The 20,542-nt window shown below is 44.3% G+C and carries 17 protein-coding genes; 2 read left to right on the forward strand and 15 right to left on the reverse strand.

Annotated elements, in window-relative coordinates:
* Window positions 1-476: 476 nt before the first annotated feature.
* The 3 genes from V7R42_RS11765 to V7R42_RS11775 form a co-directional block, all read right to left on the reverse strand.
* Window positions 477-1,493 (reverse strand): aspartate-semialdehyde dehydrogenase, encoded by a 1,017-nt coding sequence (locus V7R42_RS11765; RefSeq protein ID WP_334020408.1) that lies wholly within the window; start codon window positions 1,491-1,493, stop codon window positions 477-479.
* Between the two features lie 29 nt (window positions 1,494-1,522).
* Window positions 1,523-2,725, reverse strand: coding sequence for a 4-phosphoerythronate dehydrogenase (locus tag V7R42_RS11770; RefSeq protein WP_334020409.1), 1,203 nt, complete (start codon window positions 2,723-2,725; stop codon window positions 1,523-1,525).
* A gap of 236 nt (window positions 2,726-2,961) precedes the next feature.
* On the reverse strand, window positions 2,962-3,717 hold the full coding sequence (locus V7R42_RS11775) for a class II aldolase/adducin family protein (RefSeq protein WP_334020410.1): 756 nt from the start codon (window positions 3,715-3,717) through the stop codon (window positions 2,962-2,964).
* Between the two features lie 174 nt (window positions 3,718-3,891).
* On the opposite strand from V7R42_RS11775, the gene V7R42_RS11780 reads away from it, so the two are divergent.
* Window positions 3,892-4,581 (forward strand): Crp/Fnr family transcriptional regulator, encoded by a 690-nt coding sequence (locus V7R42_RS11780; RefSeq protein WP_334020411.1) that lies wholly within the window; start codon window positions 3,892-3,894, stop codon window positions 4,579-4,581.
* A 187-nt stretch (window positions 4,582-4,768) separates the two neighbouring features.
* Here V7R42_RS11780 and V7R42_RS11785 read toward each other — a convergent pair whose 3' ends face one another.
* From V7R42_RS11785 to V7R42_RS11820, 8 genes are all read right to left on the reverse strand, one after another.
* Window positions 4,769-5,002, reverse strand: coding sequence for a hypothetical protein (locus tag V7R42_RS11785; protein WP_334020412.1), 234 nt, complete (start codon window positions 5,000-5,002; stop codon window positions 4,769-4,771).
* A gap of 10 nt (window positions 5,003-5,012) precedes the next feature.
* Complete coding sequence (locus tag V7R42_RS11790) at window positions 5,013-6,095, reverse strand: hypothetical protein (RefSeq protein WP_334020413.1); 1,083 nt, start codon at window positions 6,093-6,095, stop codon at window positions 5,013-5,015.
* A gap of 303 nt (window positions 6,096-6,398) precedes the next feature.
* A complete protein-coding gene (locus V7R42_RS11795; RefSeq protein ID WP_334020414.1) occupies window positions 6,399-7,052 on the reverse strand; it encodes a hypothetical protein in 654 nt (217 codons plus the stop codon).
* A gap of 19 nt (window positions 7,053-7,071) precedes the next feature.
* Window positions 7,072-7,710: a hypothetical protein gene (locus V7R42_RS11800; protein ID WP_334020415.1), complete on the reverse strand. Its 639-nt coding sequence runs from the start codon at window positions 7,708-7,710 to the stop codon at window positions 7,072-7,074.
* A 79-nt stretch (window positions 7,711-7,789) separates the two neighbouring features.
* A complete protein-coding gene (locus V7R42_RS11805; protein ID WP_334020416.1) occupies window positions 7,790-8,371 on the reverse strand; it encodes a sigma-70 family RNA polymerase sigma factor in 582 nt (193 codons plus the stop codon).
* Window positions 8,372-11,551, reverse strand: coding sequence for a CHAT domain-containing protein (locus tag V7R42_RS11810; protein WP_334020417.1), 3,180 nt, complete (start codon window positions 11,549-11,551; stop codon window positions 8,372-8,374). It lies immediately after the preceding gene.
* A 388-nt stretch (window positions 11,552-11,939) separates the two neighbouring features.
* The gene (gene fabB, locus V7R42_RS11815; RefSeq protein WP_014949953.1) at window positions 11,940-13,154 is read right to left on the reverse strand and encodes a beta-ketoacyl-ACP synthase I; all 1,215 of its coding nucleotides are present in this window, start codon (window positions 13,152-13,154) and stop codon (window positions 11,940-11,942) included.
* Between the two features lie 293 nt (window positions 13,155-13,447).
* On the reverse strand, window positions 13,448-15,013 hold the full coding sequence (locus tag V7R42_RS11820; protein ID WP_334020418.1) for an AMP-binding protein: 1,566 nt from the start codon (window positions 15,011-15,013) through the stop codon (window positions 13,448-13,450).
* 268 nt (window positions 15,014-15,281) lie between these two features.
* Between V7R42_RS11820 and mnmC the strand changes: the two genes are divergently transcribed.
* Entirely contained in the window at window positions 15,282-17,342 is a 2,061-nt protein-coding gene (gene mnmC, locus V7R42_RS11825; protein ID WP_334020419.1) for a bifunctional tRNA (5-methylaminomethyl-2-thiouridine)(34)-methyltransferase MnmD/FAD-dependent 5-carboxymethylaminomethyl-2-thiouridine(34) oxidoreductase MnmC, read from the forward strand.
* A gap of 124 nt (window positions 17,343-17,466) precedes the next feature.
* Here mnmC and V7R42_RS11830 read toward each other — a convergent pair whose 3' ends face one another.
* The 4 genes from V7R42_RS11830 to V7R42_RS11845 form a co-directional block, all read right to left on the reverse strand.
* Window positions 17,467-18,192: a FlgO family outer membrane protein gene (locus V7R42_RS11830; protein ID WP_334020420.1), complete on the reverse strand. Its 726-nt coding sequence runs from the start codon at window positions 18,190-18,192 to the stop codon at window positions 17,467-17,469.
* 10 nt (window positions 18,193-18,202) lie between these two features.
* Entirely contained in the window at window positions 18,203-18,967 is a 765-nt protein-coding gene (locus tag V7R42_RS11835; RefSeq protein ID WP_334020421.1) for a FlgO family outer membrane protein, read from the reverse strand.
* Window positions 18,968-18,971: 4 nt separating this feature from the next.
* Window positions 18,972-19,637: a FlgO family outer membrane protein gene (locus V7R42_RS11840; protein WP_334020422.1), complete on the reverse strand. Its 666-nt coding sequence runs from the start codon at window positions 19,635-19,637 to the stop codon at window positions 18,972-18,974.
* Window positions 19,638-20,032: 395 nt separating this feature from the next.
* Complete coding sequence (locus V7R42_RS11845) at window positions 20,033-20,452, reverse strand: GNAT family N-acetyltransferase (RefSeq protein WP_334020424.1); 420 nt, start codon at window positions 20,450-20,452, stop codon at window positions 20,033-20,035.
* Between the last annotated feature and the right edge of the window lie 90 nt (window positions 20,453-20,542).

Raw genomic sequence — 20,542 nt, forward strand, 5'->3', positions numbered from 1 at the left:
TGGGCGGATTTTCTAGCCAATCAGTACGGAAGAAAATATTGGCTTTTATTTTTATTCTTAAGCCACCTTGACACCATTAATCATCAAGCTAGCGTTTTACAGCCTTGATAAACTTAGCAGTAAGATTTATTTGCGCTTTTTAAAGTTCTTACCCTTCGCCTAAGTGTCTGACTGAGTATTGTTTTTAATGTTGTTCTGTTCCTAACTTTACAAACTATAAACCAGTTATTAAGGGTGATCTAGTTAGACAATAGAATTGGGCTATTCTAATGCTTAAATTTTCGCTAAAAGCCGTCATTTGGTTGCTTCAAGCGCTGTCTTTCTATCCCGTTGAATAGTGCTGCTTCATTGCAATAAATGCCTTTTTCCATTGCAACAGGTAATGCCTCTTTTATTGCGTATCGGCAAGCACAGAAAAATGTTTACCCTTTCCTGTGCTTGCCCGATTAATCAGAGGCTGTTCCTCTGTAAAACACTTACAAGTAGTCGCGAATGAGTGTCTCAGCAATTTGAATGCTGTTTGTTGCTGCACCCTTGCGAATGTTGTCAGACACAACCCACAAATTTAAACCACAAGGATGAGTAATGTCATTCCTGATCCGCCCCACATGCACAATATCATTGCCGCTAGCGCTGCTTACTTGCGTTGGGAATTGCTCATTGCCGTCGTAAACTGTTACGCCTGGCGCATCGGCTAAAAGCTCTTTAACGTGCTGCGCATCTATTGGTGAGCGCGTTTCTAAGTGAATGGCTTCAGCATGTCCGTAGAAAACCGGTACGCGCACAGCCGTCGCGTTTACCAAAATACTTTGATCGCCCATGATTTTTTGGGTTTCCCACAGCATTTTCATTTCTTCTTTGGTGTAGTCATTGTCTTGGAATACGTCGATTTGAGGGATAACGTTAAAGGCAATTTGGCGACTAAACGATTCTGGCTTTACTTCACGTGCGTTTAGCAAACCTGCGGTTTGTTTAGCCAGCTCTTCCATGGCTTCTTTACCTGCACCAGAAACTGACTGGTATGTGCACACGTTAATACGGTCAATACCAACCGCGTCTTGAATAGGTTTAAGTGCAACCAACATTTGAATGGTTGAGCAATTTGGGTTCGCAATAATGTTTCTATTGCGGAACTCTGCCAGTGCATGGGCGTTAACTTCTGGCACCACAAGTGGGATATCTGGCTCGTAACGAAACTCTGAAGTATTGTCGATAACAATACAGCCTTCCTCTGCGGCTAGCGGCGCAAATTTTGCAGAAATGCTGCCACCGGCTGAGAAAAAGCCAAATTGCACTAATGACCAGTCGAAATCATCAGCATCTACTACTTCAATGTCTTCGCCTTTAAACGACACGGTACTACCTGCTGAACGTTTACTGGCAAGCGGATACAAACGGTTTACCGGAAAGTCTCGCTCTTCTAATAGTTCAATCATGGTTTGGCCCACTAAACCTGTGGCGCCAAGTACCGCTACGTCAAACGCTTGCGACATAATGCTTTATGCTCCTAATGTAAAAATAACTAAACCAGACTAACGTGAAAGCCCAATTTGGTGAATGTGTCTTGAATTTGCTTACTGGTGTTTTTTGGCAAGTGTAACGCATAGGCGCTGCACTCGCGGCGCACTCTGTATTGCTTGCGCAATGTAGAGAACGTATTTGCAATGTGTGTCTCTGGCATTTCATTATGGCCTGACGCAAACGCGCTTCGCGTTATCTCATCGTCTATAGCTACATCATACACATTGTGGAATACGGCAATGAGATCATCAACCGACAACCGCGATGCCTCTGGCGAATTTAACGCAGCTTTGATCGGGTTGGTCTTCTCTAAAAAGTCGCTAAGCGCTTTGTTTGGGGCTATGCCCACAACGCCACAAATTTGCTCATAAATCATTTGTGTACCGCGCACTTTACCTTCTACAGAATGCCCCGCAATATGTGGTGTAACGAACCAAACATAGTCAAAGAGTGCTGTATTTATGGCAGGTTCACTATCAAACACATCGAGTACTACCGTTGGCGATTGTTCTTCTTCAAGTACGCTAAGTAGTGCCACTTCATCGATAACCTCGCCCCGGCATGCATTTATAAGCAGCTGGTTTGACGTTAGTCCTTCCAGAAACGCTTCGTCTATCATCTGATAGGTAGGATATTCGCCGCCTTTAATAAAAGGCACGTGAAGCGAGATAACATCGCACTTCGCTATTTGCGCTAAATCTACAAAGGACTGACCGTTATGCTCCTTCTTACCCGATTTTGCTAGCGCTTGCTGTAGCGGTGGGTCATACAGACTGTGTTTAACGCCAATTGCCGTTAGAATTTTTGATAGTGCCGTTCCCACATTACCAGCACCTACTATTCCCACTGTCGCATTATATAAATCGAGCTTTTGGGCTTTTTGCGCGTGCAGCAAAACACTTAACACGTACTCGGCCACCGCAACAGCATTACAGCCTGCAGCACTGCTATGCATAATACCCACGCTATCCAAATGTGTTTTATCTAGATGATTGGTTCCCGCCGTTGCCGTAGTAACAAACTTAAGCTCGTTAGCCTTGGTCAGAAGTTCAGGGGTAACCTTGGTGGTAGAACGCAGCGCAAGAATATCGACATCGCGCAGCATTTCAGGCACAAGAGATTGCCATGCATAGGTTTCAACCTCACCTACGCTATTAAGGTAATCGGTGCCAAACGGAATGGTGTCTTCAAGAAGTATTTTCATGGCGCTAAGTGTACCTTAACTTAGGCTTTTAGTAACCCAGCGCCCTTGATTTATCTTGTCGATGATTCGTTTATTTTACGTCATTTTGATGCACATTTGGCCGCAACATTAAAGTGACGGCCGAAGTTCATACAGTCTTTTCAAACGGGAGCGCTTAAAGCAAAGCGCTTTAGCTCGCGTTTTTTGTCCACCTCATCCTTTGCGAACGTGGTATTGAATAACGCTAACTTTAAACGTTACTTCTCGTATCCAGGGAAACGGCGTTCAACGCGTCGTTTAATACCCGGCCACGCTAACGAACCACCAGCCTGCCGGGTGACTTGATCGGCCTGTATTCGAATGCCATCTAGAATTGCCGAGTGAATGGGAATAAGCGGTTTGCCTGTGGCCTGCGCTTTAAGTTGAATTTCACAGGCGCGCTGCATAATAAACATAAACAAGAATGCATCGGGAATATTGTCTGCACAGGTTAAAAGCCCGTGATTGCGCAAAATCATAAATTGGGTATCGCCAAGGTCGCGAACCAATCGTGCTTTTTCTTCTGGGTTCAGCGCCACGCCTTCGTAGGCATGATAGGAAAGTGACGCCAGCGGAAAAAGCGACTGTTGCGAGTATGGCTGCAACCCTTCTTCTAAAATGGATACCGCCACGCCGTCTGCTGTATGCAAATGCAACACGCATTTGGCATCCTCTCTAGCCTCATGAACAGCGCTATGAATAGTAAAACCTGCTGGGTTAATGTCGTATTCACTTTCCATTACTTTGTTACCGTGAAGATCGACTTTAACCAAGCTTGATGCAGTTACTTCATCAAACATTAAACCGTAGGGGTTAATCAAGAAATGATGGTCAGGCCCAGGAACACGGGCAGAAATGTGAGTAAAAATAAGGTCGTCCCAACCATACATAGCAACTGCGCGGTAACATGCGGCAAGGTCAACACGGGTTTGCCATTCTTCACTGCTCACTTTCGACTTTACTGAATCTGTCATAGCTTTACTCTTTTAATGTACACATTAATTTCATTTGAGGCGGGAGCCCTAGGTGGAAGGCTCGATACCTTGAGCATTTTAATAAAACTTCCACGTACTTTTTCATAACGCCTACATTACGCGCAGTAATTGCTATACACTGTCGGATATACGACATTGTAAGAAATTTGTTAAATGGAAAAATTCAAACCTGTTCTCGCTAGCTCTACGTGGTTTGGCGCGCTCCCACCCTATTTGCAGGAAGCCATGTTCGACAAGATGCGTCTAAAACACCTAAGAGCTGGGCAGCAACTGCATGCCAAAGGTGAGGACGGTGTCGGTTTTTATGGAGTGTGCGAAGGCCGTTTAAGAGTGGTTACTGTGGGCGTGGATGGTCGCGAAATGCTATTTGCGTTACTTGGGCCCGGCACCTGGTTTGGCGAGATATCGATGTTTGACGACCTCCCTCGCACTCACGACAACTTTTGCGAAACAAACTGCACTGTAGCGATTATTCAAAAGAACGCATTTAAAGTACTGCTTGAACAGTTCCCTGAACTTTACCCGCATTTTACCCGCCTTTTATGCACAAGGGTGCGCAGCGCTTTTCAGTTTATTGACTCAAGCGCGGGGCTTAGCCTTAAGCACCAGCTGGTAAAACGGCTATTAATGCTTACCACCAGCTATGGGCAGCATTTACCCAAACACAATGCGATTACACTATCGCTTTCGCAAGAGTCTTTGGCTCAAATGATAAATAGCAGTAGGCAAACAGTTAATCAGTTACTAGGTGAACTTCAACAAGAAGGTTTGGTAAAACGGCATTACGGCAAAATCACCATTCCCGAGCCAGACACCTTGTTTGGTCGTTATCAGTTCATTTAGCTGGAGCGACTAGAGCGTGTTGACCTATGCGGTATAAAAAGCAAACGGCAATTGGATCGGTTATAATGATTTCGCAAAAAACAACATAACTTCCCCAAATGCCAAGCCTTATGCTAACAGCATAATAGCTGGAAACTGCTATACAGAATCGTATATTTAACAAGTCGAATTTACAACAAGCCTGAAATTAACACGGTGTGGTCGCACTGGCTTTTTCACTGTTGCTTTCCAACCGATAGTTTTTCACACTGAAGGCCCAATCCTTTTCTAGTACATAGATTCTCGGTTTAGCCATTTGAATGATGCGTATTACCCAACACTTGTTGTTCGTTTTGAGTAGCTTCATACTCATTACAGGTAAACGTTTAAATGAAAACTCAGTAGTCAACTCTGCGGAACGACTCTTTTGGTATATATTCATGGTGAGTTACCTACCCTTTAAAGCCGAAGAAGCCTTTTAACGATGATAACGGCTTTCTGATAGCAGCGAATACGCCAATATCATCGCTACCTTTGCCTAGATTTGCGCGTACACCTACCACAAGGTCGCCATCTGCGCCTCCCGTTACATTCCATTCGCCCACAAATAGCCATCGGAGTTCGTGTTCAGCGCCACCGTATTCTTCGAAATATACGGGGCCAAGCATAACGCGTCCACGGGGTATGTCATTGCCACTTATGCGAACATCTTTTCCAAAATAATAATATTCGCCAATTAACCCTACGTATCCCAAAACACCGTCTTTTTCGTCAGTTAGCACATCTCTGGTTCGAAATCCGGCCAGTGCACCAAAGGTAAAATAGGACGACAACGTATCTTCATTACCTATTAACGCCCATTCTGGTGAATAAGTGATTTTGGTATAAATATCAAGAGAGCCATCAACATCATTAAAACTGGGGGTTTTTGAAGCCATCGTACCCGCATCGCCACCAGCGCCGTTTCCAGTGTCAGTGTCAGTGTCAGTGTCATTTTCGTCCTCTGAATCATCAGGTTCTATATTGGCGGCTGTTTTGCCAAGTACAGCACCAACCTCCCAATGCATAAGTGCATGTTCATCAAACAACCACCGGCCATTAAATGCAATCTGCGCTACCGCTGACTGCTCTTCTAACCCTAGGTGCTCTCCTTGGTCGTTGTAGTCACTTTGAAACATGTAACCAAGCAGAATTTGATTACTCCATGAATCTGTAAACATAGCGGGTTGATTTGCCAACGCCATGCATACCTGATAGCTGTGTTGTGCACTGTTTAACCACGCAGTAGCATTGGTCGAGGCATCGTCCCCTGCTTGTTGACCGTTAGAAAGCAGTGCCTGTAAGTTTAAGTCTAGCGCCTCTCTGCGCTTTGGCGCTTCACACACTTCATCGTCTAGTTCATATGCCTCTTTGGCGCATGTTACTTGTGTGTTGTTGTCGCATTGAAGCGTTAATGTGCTCGCAACTGTCGAGTGGGAGAGTACGAGTAAAAGCAGAGCGGTTAAACCAGTTAACTTTGTATTATCAATATTCATAGCGGTTCCTTGTAAGTTGGCGCTATGAATACAGTGCTCTGAACAAACGTAACCTCTCAGGGGGAACGTAAAAAAGTCCTTTTTGTCAGTCTAGTCAAAGCAACGCGTGATTGTCCGTTTACCACAGAGTAGGTCTCATATTTATCCACGAGTAAGTTAAATTAGTTCAGACAACTACCTTGTTAAGGTTTTACAAAGTCAACGAATGACGTATAGGTTTATCAAAACATTCAATATTGATGCACCAACAAAAAAAGCGCCAACTTTACATCAACAAGTTGGCTGCCTTTCCTATTGTTTTTATCAATATAAGTCGACGCCACCCCCATGGGTACTTCTATGTTTTTTATCATTTAGTTCATCATGCAAACCACTTTCTGCGTGTACTAGTGAATAAAACAGCACTGGTTGCTCAAAATATAATGTCGTATCAGCGTCATCTTGCTCGTCAATGTTTCTGAATACCAGAGTTAAAATATGTTGCGAATTACCATCTTTATCATGATGAAAATGATAGTTCTGACCGACCTTTTCACAATTCGACTCAGTTGTAATACATACCCCAATATTGTAAATAGTCATGACGTATGCTTTACCCAGAAGCCTGATATCCCAATTGCAATATCCATCACATTCCAAAACTTCTTCTTTTGTTTCCATTCTAATATTAAACGCTTCTCTCCCTTTAACCCTACTATTTATCTCAGGTGACTCAATAAAAGACATTGAGTACTTGCTAACAGGTGTTCGAGTAGCGTCACCCTGACTAGGTTTATCGTTAATGTAATCTGTGCAGTCATTTTGGTCGCACTCAAAGACCAATGCGTATTCACTCTTTACGTAATGTAGAATTTTGTTTTGCTCATCTATGCTTAGATCAGGACATATAAATTGACAACCACTTAACAACCAAAAACAACCCAAATAATACATAAACTTCGTTTTTAACTTTTGCATACCTGCATCCTTGAAACTGTTATTCAAAAAGAATGTTGCCAGACATCAACACTTGGCGTTCGTTGTCATCAAGCCCAACAAGTTGGAAGCGGTACTCACCAGACTCAAATTTTGTTTGACCCAAGTTTACGTAAAGCATATCGACAGCATTAACCGTTATTGATTGAGACGAAAATACAGGTTTGTCATGATCATCGAACAATTCGAACATAAACGCTGGGTAATTAAGTTTTGCTATTGTCCTATCAATGTAAATAGACAACAGGGTTTGTTGTGAGCGTTGAGCCACCTTTGCCATTATTGAGGTATTACTTCGCTGCGACGCTAACTCAAGGTTAACAACGTTTACGGCTGTATTGTCACTACGCATATCGTTGTTAAACCCCATATAGCCCGTGAGTACGCCAACAAAAATAGATGCTGCCAGAGACCAAGCAGGTACGCGTTTTTTAAACCAAACAACCTTTTTTTGTTCTGCGTTAACCTTTAGGAAAAGATCATCTTTTTCTAATGCTTTCATGCCTCTATGTAACCGCTCAGCAAGTTCAAGCTGCGCTAACATAGCGTGGTCTGTCACAAATAATTGTTCAAACTCAGCTTCTTCACTCGGGCTCATTTGACCTAAAAGGTATTGTTCAATTTTGCTATCTCGTTGCAATGGCTTGCTCCAAGTTGCACATATAGTGCTCGTTTAATTTAGTAGTGCGATGAAAGGTATGCTTATCTCACCACTTCATTCAACTGGTATCAAATCGGCTTTCCCAAAGGGCTTTAAATCGCTGTTTTGCGCGATACAAAACACGGTCGAAATGGGCAGTATCCAATACTAACTCGTTGCAAATCGCCTTTTTTTCTTGCTCTTTTACGTAAAACCTAAACATCAACTCTCTGTCACGGGGCTGTTCAAGTTCCAGAATAACTTTCTTGACTAAAAGACCTAGATTGTAGCGCTCTAATGAAATATCGGGAGACTGAGTATTATCTGCGTACTCTATATCTTTATTTTCAACAAACTTTGCCGTTTTGTTTTCCGTTTTACGATAGTGAGCAATAACGAGATTTTTGCCCGTTTGAATAATAAACGAGGAAAGTTTTGTGGGGTCGCGAAGCTTTTTTTGACGCAAAGCACTCAGTACCACTGACCACGTTTCTTGAAACATATCATTTGCAAGTGCTTCGTCGTGATTACAATTGCGCAACAGTATAAAACGCAAACCTCGCTCATAAAGACTGACTAGTTCTCGCTCTGCCTCTTTATCGCCTTTCTCAATACGCTCAACCAACGAGACCGCCAGTTTGTCCGACACCGTGCTTTGCATTTATATACCGCCTCCATGAAGCTCAAAGCCAGCCCAGAAAAGCGGAGCTCGCCAAGGCTGCCTGCCATCTTTTCTGCGAAATTCGCGTACCGCTATTTTTGCGTTGCGTAATGCTTGATCAATAGATAACCCATCTTCTAGCAAGAACTGGTAAAAATTCTTAAACAAGAAGGCTGTGGCGTCATCCCGAACTTTCCATAAACTACCAATGACGTTGTTTGCGCCACTTTCATAAAAAGCCCGTGAAAGTCCGAGCATGCCATCGCCAGCAACGTACTGACCATCACTGGTCTCACATCCGCTTAACACCACTAAATGCGCGTTAACCCCCAGCTTTCTGATTTCAGGTACTAATAACACATTTGAGTCAGTGTCCTCCGTGGCAAGTACTAAACCGCCCAATTCAGGTAACGCGGTATTTGCGAGGCCATGAGTAGCAAAGTGTAAAAGGTCGAAATGGTTCCACTGCCTAGATAACAAGTTGTTTTTTGATGCCAAACGTCCCTCTAGCAGCTCGACATTTATGCCCTCAAATGTTTTTAATGGGGCGACCTCTGCCTCGGAATAAATCAGTTCAGGTAACACCACACGCAATGATGATAAACGATTAGCTGAATCGTCTGCGACAGTAAGCGGGTTACTTACTACCAATGCATTGGAAAACGATGTGTGTTTATCACGTCGCGTAAGTTGAGTAAGTAGCGTTTTTAGCGAAAAGTGCCTTGATACCGACACCTTGTTAACAATGGGCGACAGTGTTCTAGGATCTTGCAAAACAGAGACGGGAATGCCTGTTAACGCGCCGTCGCCAATAAATATAATTCGATGTGTGTGTGGCGCAATGATATCTGAAAACAACCAATTGGAGAGAGACGCGATTTCACCTTGTAGCGCAGATAATGACGCATTTTGCTGAATACCCTCCTGTAAAGTTTCTGCGGTGTCAGATAACAACGTTTCACTTGGCAATGCTTTATAGCTCACATTGTGGGTGGTTATATGCCATCGATGAGATTGAAACGCATCGACATCTACAAAAACGACAGCAGTATATGCATCTAGGTGCTGTTGTAGCGATAGCAAGGCGTCATTATCAAACACAGAGACCTGCGCGTTTTGTATATTATTACCGCGCTCGATTACACGCGCTTCGTAAGCATAGCGCTCTTCTGATAACTGCCGCAACGACTGCATAATCTGCTGCTTTTCATAACCGGAATTTGCTTGATATAGCAACGCTAATTGCTCGTCTAAACGCGTCAGTAAGTTATCGTTATCCTGCGTGTCTAATGCGTGCTGGTTCACATCACGCTCTGTGAATTGTTTCACCTCTCCCCGCATGGATTCAGCAAGCAATAAACTTTCTCTGGGTGACATGTCATTAGTAAGGCTAATTATTCTGCTTGTAACAGTTTGATAAGATGAAAAAAAACCTCGCTTAAAGTCTTTTCGCGTGAGCGTAGTATGAATACTTTGCATAAGCTCAGACGCGCTGGCTAAATACGGTGGTGCGAGGGCCGGATTGGTTTTTGAAAGGTGTGAGGCAAACTCAACCCGTGCGTTGAGAAGTTGTGTATTTCCCTGCAATGTAGCAAATAAGCTTTCCGCTTTAGCAAATGTTGCCTCGGCAAGGTCACTATTGCCTTTATGCAAAGAGATAATAGCGGCTAACGCGTTGTGTAAACCTTTTAGCAAGGCATCGTCGGAATTTGAAAGTACCGATTCGACGTCTACTAAAAGAGATTCACTGTCTTTTATTTTATTCTGTTTAATATAAATGTTTGCTAACGTTATTTTGGTCCTTGCAACATCCATGTCAAGGCCGTTGAGCGATGCATAATCGATAAACTCAGTAAGCTGACGCTCCGCGTTATCCAATTCTCCCAATTGAGCGTAAACCTCACCTAAAATCGCTGCAATATCTTTCACTTCACGGTGGGCCATCAGCGCATCGAAGTGCTCTTGCGCCAAGAGGAAATAGTCTTTCGCTAGAGCGGGCTGTGCTGTAAGCAAAAAAAGACGAGCTTTTTCTTTGTACGCCCACGGTTGTAAAAAAGAATGAGGGAACTGTTTTACCCCGTGAAGTGCGGTTGCGATGTGTTTGTCTGCTTCATCGAATTGCCCAAGATTGCGATAAATCGTCGCCAGTTTTATATTGGCATTGGTGTGCGAAAACAAATCTCCAAGATTTTCAGCGTTTATTAGTGCATTTTTGTACTGAGTTAACGCACTTAGATAGTCTCCACTTTTCAGATAGTAATAGCTCATAGATAGCGCTGTATTAAGTGCAGAGGTATGATCTCCCTGTCGCAAATAGATATTGCGTGCCTGATTAAACGCACTTATCGCATCCATGTATCGTTGACTAAAAACATAGATACTTGCTTGCAATTCCAGTGCTTCTGCAAACACAAAGGGGTGCACGTGCCTATCAATATTTGCAAGTACGAGATTTAAGGCTTCCTTTGCAGCTTTGTGATCGTGTGTCTCGTACAAATAATAGTTGGCAAGCTCTGCATTGGCTTTTAACGCCCATTTATGCTGGCTGGGTAATGTGAGCAACATTGATTGTAGCAACTCTGCTTGTGCATCGTAGCGACTTTGGTAGTGGTAAACTACGCTCAAATTAAACTGTGCCAATAACGCCAAATCACCGAGATCATGTTTTTTTGCCAGATAAAGCGCTTGGGTATACATGGTCTGAACATCAAGTAACGAGGGCGTTTCGCTTTTCTCGTTAAACCAATATTGACCTGCGCGCGATAAGTAATCGTATACCGCAATGCGTTTATCATCTTGAAGTAAGCGAAAAGAAATAGTTGTATTTGCCTCGTACTTGCTTTCGCTATTACTCGCGATGGTAACAGCACATGCACCTTCAATAGGCCAATGAATTAATAAATACTCGCTTTGACGATATGTACCGGGAATATCTACTTGGTGATTCGCATTGTCGCTGCCTTTGTAACACCCCGAAGCCATTAAACTAATATCGCTGGTGTCCTGTGACGCTTCTATTAATAGTGACGTGTTAGGTGGTAAGGAAAAAGTAACAGATGTATTTGTGGCTACTCGCCTGATTTCCTCAGGGTTGGTTAGTGTTAAATTGATATAGTGTGCTGAAGCGGCTTCCTGAACACTCGCCCCGCTTATAATCATTATTAATATTACATTTATCATTATGTCTCTAATCATGTCGTCCCAAACGATTGAGCATAAAAACGAACAATAAATGTACATTAATACAGATTGCGCACCTTTCCTATAGAAAAGTGGTACGTCTATTCCCCTTACCCTTTTGCTTTAAGCGCTAATCCTTGTGTCATTGCAACTTTACCCGCTTCAAACGCGATGTCGCGACTAATTTCAACAATAGCAGCAACCGCATGCTATTGGTAAAAAACCGCCAATCACTTAAGCGGCCGCTTTTAAAAACGCAGGTTTAATCAAAAAAACGGCAATAAAAAAGGGCGTAAACACTAACACCCACGGTGCTCTGTTTTACGCCCTTTTTGTTTTAAAGCTTTTTAAATAAAGCTAACAAGCTTTCTGCTTCAAGCGGTTTTGATTAACCGTTGTAACGCTGCATAACCAGCGTTGCGTTAGTGCCGCCAAAGCCAAAGCTGTTAGACATAATAGTGTTTAACGTTGCTTCGCGTGCTTGGGTAACAATATCTAGCCCTTGTGCCGCGTCGTCCAGCGTGTCGATATTAATTGATGGCGCAATAAAGTTGTTTTCCATCATCAACAAGCTATAAATAGCTTCGTTTACACCCGCTGCACCTAATGCGTGACCTGTCAGCGACTTGGTTGCACTAATAGGCACACCCGCTTGACCAAACACTTCTTGAATAGCAGCAAGTTCTTTCACGTCACCTACCGGCGTTGATGTACCGTGGGTATTCAAGTAATCGATTGGGGCATCGATATTTTGCATTGCCATTTTCATACAGCGAATTGCACCTTCACCCGACGGTGCAACCATGTCGAAACCATCTGATGTCGCGCCGTAACCTACAACTTCACCGTAGATTTTTGCGCCGCGCGCTAGTGCGTGCTCAAGTTCTTCAACAACAACCATACCGCCGCCGCCGGAACTTACAAAACCGTCGCGTGCTGCGTCGTAAGTACGTGATGCCACAGCAGGATTGTCGTTATATTTAGAGCTTAGTGCGCCCATAGCGTCGAATTGGCTTGATAGTGACCAATGTAGTTCTTCACCGCCACCGGCAAATACAACGTCTTGCTTACCAAGCTGAATAAGTTCTAGTGCATTACCAATACAGTGGGCACTGGTTGCGCATGCAGAGGCAATTGAATAGTTCACACCGCGAATTTTAAAAGGTGTGGCCAAGCAAGCTGATACCGTAGACGCCATACAGCGAGGAACCATGTAGGGTCCAACACGCTTAACGCCTTTTTCGCGAAGGATATCTGCAGAAAGCACTTGGTTTTCAGAAGACGCGCCACCTGAGCCAGCAATAATGCCTGTGCGCTCGTTTGAAATGTCGCTTTCTTCTAAACCTGAGTCTGCAATGGCTTGTTGCATCGCTACGTATGCGTAGCCCGCCGCATCGCCCATAAAGCGCATAGCTTTACGGTCAATGTGGTCTTTCAAATCGATGTCGATGTTGCCCCAAACTTGGCTGCGAAGGCCCATTTCGGCGAACTGTTCTGAAAATGTAATTCCAGACTTACCCGCTTTAAGTGAAGCAAGTACGTCTTCTTTATTTACGCCGATGCTTGATACGATACCAAGACCGGTGATAACTGCTCTTCTCATAGTTTACCCTTTGCGTTGTTGCGGCTTATGGTAACGATTTTGAATGAAAAAGTGGTCTGCTCTGCCAATTGCCATACTCAAATTTGCTAAACTTAAGCGTTGCATTACCTGTTTTAATTCTGGGCTTGTGTGTATAAACAGGTAGTTTCCCACTTCCCTTCTTTTTCGTTTTTGCCGTCTTCGTCTAAGCTCTCTTATTCGGAATATTTCCAATGTAGCACGAATGTACAGGGTCATGACCAGCGTTAATTTATACCTTCACAAAACCTTCAAAATAGCTCTAGCGGTTTCTTTTATTGACTAAATTGGGCTCTAAGTTTGTGCTTAAATATTTTACCCGTATCTTCTCTAGGTAGGGCTTCGTGTATTTGCAACAATTTAGGCCACTTGAATCGCGCTAGTTTCCCGTCTAAATACCTGTGTAGTTCATCAATCGACAGCGCATTGCCGGGTGAGCATTGAACAGCCACCACAACTTTTTCACCAAACTCAGCATCAGGCACGCCGAACACTGCACAGTCTGCAACCTCTGGCATTTCTATGATGACGCTTTCTATTTCGGCAGGAAATATATTGGCACCACCAGAGATAATCATGTCTTTTTTTCTATCGCAAATATATAAGTAACCCTCTTCATCCACATAACCCATATCGCCTAATGTCGTGAATTCACCAACATGCAAATCACTCAGTGTGCCCGTAGTATTGGTATATTTGAATGGCGCGAACATGGAAAGGTGCGCATAAATTACGCCAACATCCCCTACTTCACACGTCTCTTTATCGTCGCTCAGTATTTTAATTGCAGCACCGGGAATGGGCTTACCCACAGAATTAGGTTTAGCCAATGCCTCTTGAGATGAAATTAAGGTCATAAAGCCCAATTCACTAGCGCCATAAGATTCATAGAAAATTGGACCAAACCAGTTAATCATCGCTTCTTTCACATCGCTTGGCAGTGCGGACCCTGTTGATAAGGCAAATCGCAAACTTGAAGTGTCGTATTTGCTTCTTGTCGACTCGGGCAGTTTGAGTAGCCTCACCATCATGGTGGGAACAATATAGGCGTGGGTCAGTTTAAACCGCTCTATGTCTTGTAAAAAGCGTTCGGGATCGAATTGAGGCTCAATAAATACATCAATATAACCCGCTGCTAAACAGCAGAGCGTAAGCGCATGTGGTGCACTGTGATAAAGCGGTGCCGAGACGAAAAAGCGATCACCTTCTGATAACTGCATTAACGCTTCAGACAGCCCCTTAAATATCAAATAAGGGTCTGGCCGCGTTAGGTCTTCATCTCGCTTGATACCTTTGGGTTTTCCGGTACTGCCAGATGTGTAGGGAAACATGCCCTTAAAGCGTTTGGGCGGTTCATTGTGGCGCTTTGCGTTTGGGGCAGCTATTAGCGTGTCAAGGCACTGGTACTGCTCCCCAGTTTTCGGTTCTGATGCTAACAGTGAATTATCTGTTAGATGATAACGCGCTAAAATGCTTTCCGGCGTTTTAATCGTGTATATCACAGACAAGGTGGGAACTTGTAATAACGTTTCGTGGGCATTCTCACCCTTTAATAAATCGTAATGAGCGAACAGTACTTTAGCGCCGCAGTCGTCCAGAATAGGCAAAAGCTCGGCAACTGGGCTGTGCCAATTAAGCAGAACATAGCGCGAGCCCACATATCGGCAAGCCTCTACTATTTCGAATATATCGACGTGGTTTCGCATAAAAATAGCGACCACATCGTTTTCTCTAACATCTTGCTTAGCGAGTGCGTGTGCGATAATACGTGCACGATCATCCATTTCGTTTCTTGTTCTTGTACATATGCTTTGACCACATTGGTGAAACACGCCCGCCATATCTTCTCCCTGACTATCTTCAATAGACCCACAGTTAAACTTAACAAATTACTTACAATTGCAATTAAATAAACGCATTGTTTTTACTGATAGTGTGTTATTTGCAGAAGCAATAAGAAAAGAAGAGTTAAAAGCAGGTACAAACTTTTGCGGAAAAACAAAAAGGTGACAGGTAGAATACGCGGCCTACTGTTACAGGTTTAAGTAACAAGAATACGAACTGATGCCTTGTTGTCGCTAAACCAAAACCAATGGAGAAAAATAAACAGTGAAATCTAAGCATGCACAGGTTCATTTTAATGAGAGCGGTACGCCTGTCGCCGACCATTTTGACGACGTTTATTTTTCTAACGACAGCGGAATTGATGAAACCCAGCACGTTTTTGTTGCAGGCAACGACCTTGCTAAGCGCTGGCAACAGTGGCGCAACCCTACTTTTGTCATCGCTGAAACAGGTTTTGGAACTGGGCTGAACTTTTTGGTCGCCATGCGTGCCTTTAACGAATTTAAAGCAGCGAACCCTGACCATCCGCTAAAACGCCTGTATTTTATCACCACGGAAAAGTTTCCACTGCCTCAACAGGATATGCAGCGTGCGCTAGAGGCTTTCCCTGCCCTTAAAGACGAAGCGGAAGCACTCGCTTCACTTTACCCCATGGGCCTTGAAGGTTGTCATCGCTTGCACTTCGATAGCCACTCAACCACACTCGACTTGTGGATTGGTGATGTTCACGAACTTCTACCTCAATGGCATTCTCCTGTGAATGGACTAATCGATGCTTGGTTTTTAGATGGTTTTGCACCTAGCAAAAACCCTGACATGTGGACCGATGCTCTGTTTAGCCAAATGGCTCGTTTGTCAAAAACTGGCACAACCTTTGGAACCTTTACCGCCGCAGGCATCGTAAAGCGTGGGCTAGCTGGTGTGGGTTTTACCATTAAAAAACGCAAAGGATTTGGCCGTAAGCGTGACATGCTCACCGGCGTTTTTAACCAAGACAATGAAAATGTGCAGCATAAACTTCGCCTACCTGCTGGCCCCTATTATAGGTACGCGAACGACAGTTTAGATAAAACAAGTAAAGTCGCAGTAGTTGGCTCCGGCCTTGCAGCAACTACGGCATGCCTGGCTTTAGTAAAACGCGGCATTTGCACTACTTTGTATTTTGATGGTGACACCCTTGCAAGCGGCGCGTCTGGCAATCCACAAGGTGGTTTTTATCCGCAGCTTCATAGCGAAGCAAGTATTGCCAGCCGCATTCAGGCGCACAGTTTTTTGTATGCTAGACAAGCCTACGACCACACTATTGCACATGCAAAAGCCTATGGTCTCACCAGCGTTGCCCATGATTTCTGCGGCGTTATTCAATTAAGCTTTAACGACAAGGTAGCAGAACGCCAAAATAAACTGGCTGCAGCCGACGTATGGCCTGACGCTTTGATTAAGCCCGTGGACAGCAAAGAAGTGAGCGATATCGCTAACCTAGCTCTTCCCTACTCTGGCTTATACATTGGTTTGGGCGGATGGCTTTCTCCTCCACAGCTAGTTAATGCCATGATTGAAGAAGCATTGCAAAGTGGCAAACTCACGCTGAAACCCAATCATACCTATTTATCTCATGAGGCAGTTGAGACAACAAAGCAGGGGGTGCAGATTCGTTTTAACTTAGATAGCGCTGAGAATGAAGAAGTTATTACTGCCGATCACCTTATTCTTGCCCTTGGTGCAGGTGCGGTAAACGCTAGCGATTTTGACAGCCTGTCCCTTCGCCCTGTTCGCGGACAGGTTGAAGCTATTCCCACCCAAATGCCAATTGAACAACTTAACACTGTGTTGTGTCACAAAGGCTATATGACACCTGTTTTCGAAGGTCGGCATGCGTTAGGTTCAACCTACGTTAAAAGCGACTTAAGTACCGATGTACGAGGCGATGAAACTGAAATGAACCTCGCCACCCACGAACAAGCGCTGGCAAGCACCGACATCGTGCAAGCATTACAACATGACGGTAAAGCCAGAGCTGCTACGCGTTTAGGTTCACCCGACCACCAGCCTGTTGTCGGTGCACTACATAATTTTGACTCATTAAAAGAACACTACACTATGCTAGGCGTGGGCAAACCGTTGACTAGCGCGCCAGTGTTACCAACAAGCGTAGTTTCCACCCTTACTTGCTTAGGGTCACGAGGGTTAACCACAGCGCCTTTAATGGCAGAGGTCTTGGTGAGCAGTCTATGTAAGGAGCCGCTACCTTTAAGCAACGATCTGCTTAATGCTGTAAACACAAGCCGCTTTATGACTCGCGAAGCAATTAGAAGTCAGGGTTAATAAACGGAGAGGTCTTTGTGAAAATTTTCCTGTGCCTAGACACAAAAGATCGGATGTTTAGAGGTTTTAAAGCGAATATGAAGTGAGTTCGCTTTCGAAAACAGAGTGCAAAGGAAGTAAATGGCTAGTTTACGCTAGCCATTTTATTTAAATCCATCACGATAAACGCAGGAATGTATACGTTGGCGCTTGCCACCACTTGTTTATTTTCCAGCGACACGATACGGGCGTTTACGCGGACGCCTCTGTCATCTTCAATGATGGTGCCAGTTACAACATGGTCCATTTCAACCTGTTTAGCGAGTGCAGTACCATCTCGAGTAAGTACGAAATCGCCGACTGGCGTTACGGTAATGCCACCTGCAAGCTTAAAGTCGACAACCGCTAACCCAAAGTCTTGTAGCTCGGCTATTAGATACTCTGAAAGCTGATTGCCTAACACGGTGCTGTCGCTCAACGACTGATTAAGCCTAACGAAACTCGCCACGCCCACCATGTCTTGCTGCGTAAGACGGGTTGCATTGTCCATTAACGCCATTGCCAGCTGCGAGGCGTAATCATTTAACCGCTTGTGCGTTTGTGAAGGTGAATAGCCATGGTGTAGTGGGTCTTTATAGCCCGGCTCTACCTCCACATACTGTTGATATTGTCTATCGCGAGAATCTGGTGTGTACTCTAACCCTGAACGGCTTGGTACAGGTACTGGCTCGGCGTGATGAGTAATTTCACCGTCTTCACCTAACCAAAACGAGCCAATAGACGCTGTGCTAGTACACCCTGTCATACATATACTCAGCATTACGCCAACGGCTATCCAACTGCTTGGCACAAGCTTCTTTGTAAACACCATACTGAAACTCCTAGCCGCGACTTAGCTTAACGCCATCGCGCATACCGTTTTGCTGGCTACCGTCACTTGGAATAAGTGCATCTACTACGTAAAACGGCACCAACATTTGCGCAGTTGCTACCACCGCACGCGACTCAATCCCTAAAATACGGGCATTAACTAACACGCCACCTTGGTGCTTGGTCATTGTTCCAGTTAACACGTATTCAATAGGAAGGCTGCTGCTCAATTCCAAATAGTCTCGGCTTAATACAAAATCGCCATCGTCAGTAATGCGAATATACTCGGTGGCTTTGAAGTCGATAACCGGCACGCGGAATTTATGCAGTTCGTGCACAAAGGATTCCGCCATCTGACGACCAAGCAAATCTGTTTTCTGCAAGTCAGTATCTAGTAGTGCGAAATGGGTTACACCAATAGGTGTCTTGTTATTCACATATTCCATATTGGCAATTAAGTCTTGCGCCATGTTCTTCACATAGTCACCAATATGCTTGGTCAAGGGTCGACCTTTGTACGCGCCCTGCACGCTTGAATACAGAGGGGGTTGACCGATAGCACCGTATGCATCCATTCCTTGAGACTGGGTATCACTGGTATTGTCAACTTGCTTAACTGGAGCGCGGTCGGCGGCACTAATATCAATTACATTCATGGTCGGGCGGCGAGGCGTTTGTTCGGCTACCTCTTCTTCCCCCATCATCATAGAGCACCCACTCACACTTAACAGTGAAGCACAAAGCGAAAGCGCCGCGTATTGATTTCGTCTTTTCATGGGGTTACCTCGTACCTTCAGTTCTGTATAATTTGCCGTTTCTGGTGGTTACTTGTTCTTCGCGCCAAAACAGTTCGGCAGGGAAGAAGCGTGTTGCTGCAGCGACAATGTTTTTATTTCTAGCGTTGATAATTCGAGCGTTAACCACCGCGCCAGACTCTTGATACACCATAGTGCCGGTTATATAAAAATCGACGCGCTCAACGTTGGAAAGCTGGTCAATATTGCGCGTTAAGACCCTGTCGCTCTCGTCACTAACAATTATATCGTTCGAAAGCTTAAATTCTTGAGTAGAAAAGCCTCTTTTCGTGGCTTCAGTAATCATTCCCTGCTCAAGCTGATGGCCCAACAACATTAGCGGATGTTGATGCTCGGCACTGTATTTCATAGTATCGGCAGGTACAAAGCCAACTACCGCATAGCGAGACTGACGTGCTGGACTCACATCTGAAAAAAGTTCGTTCGCCAACATATAGGTCTGGTATTCCACATTCCCCAACGCCGAAACGTTGCTGGCATCAGTTTGCGCAAATTGACGCTTAGGTTCGTCAGATGAAGAGCAACCAGAGAGTAAGCCCAAGAGAAGCGCGGTATATGCCAAGGCTTTCGCGATCAAGCGACCATTTTCTGTCAGTAAAGCTTGAGAGACAGGTTTTGTCATACTTTTCATTACACGTGTCCAGTGAAAAACGTCAAATTACTATCGGAAAGAAGCAAAAACTCATCGAAAAACAGTGATCAGCTACTACGCAAACCGACATTTTCAGTGTCTTTTAATAAGATACTGCAAAATTCACACCAAAGAGAGGTAATCGCTAATTCTAAAAGCGCATTAAAACATTACAGTCAGGCGTGTAGTGTGACACGCCTGCGTTAAGGAGGTGTATCTTTTTCTGTGCCGGAAAAATTTGATATTGCATGTTAAGCAGTTCATAACAAGCGGAGGCAACTTGCCGCTTCCGGACGTAAAGCTGCCGATAGTTGAAAGTCAGTAATCACAGTACCGAGGGTTTTAGATAAACCTGAGAATTCCAGCGATTTTCATGCCTTGTATTTGCAAAACAGTTAAATAAACTTGCACATGCCTAATCCTAAACTTTGACCATCGCGAGGTTCAAATCCAAACTTAAGATAAAAGTTCTCTTTACCGTGCGCAGCCAACAAGCCAATTGTTGCGCCAGGTGCGCAGCAAGACGCCAAATGTGCAATCAGCGTGTTCATTATTTTCGATCCCAAACCTTTATTCTGATGTTCTGGATGAATAATCACGTCTTGAATGTAATAATACATTGCGCCATCGCCAATCACCCGACCACAGCCTACAAGCTTGTTATCAAGGTAAATTGTTGCCCAAAACAACGAGGCATCAATACTTTTTTGCACAACTGATAAACACGGGTTACTCCATCCAATCAATTTTCTTAAACTGGCAAAGTCTTCAGCTGACGGAGGACTTTCTTTAACGGTGTAATTCGTATGCATCATTCGTCATTCCGCCCCTAGTTCTGGCAAAAGCTAGCTACCTAATTCGGTAATATGAAGAAGCTCGCCCGACGGGCCCCATAGATAGAAAAC

Origin of the sequence: Alteromonas sp. S015, assembly GCF_036864485.1 — a bacterium.
In the GTDB taxonomy this organism is placed as follows: Bacteria; Pseudomonadota; Gammaproteobacteria; order Enterobacterales; family Alteromonadaceae; genus Alteromonas.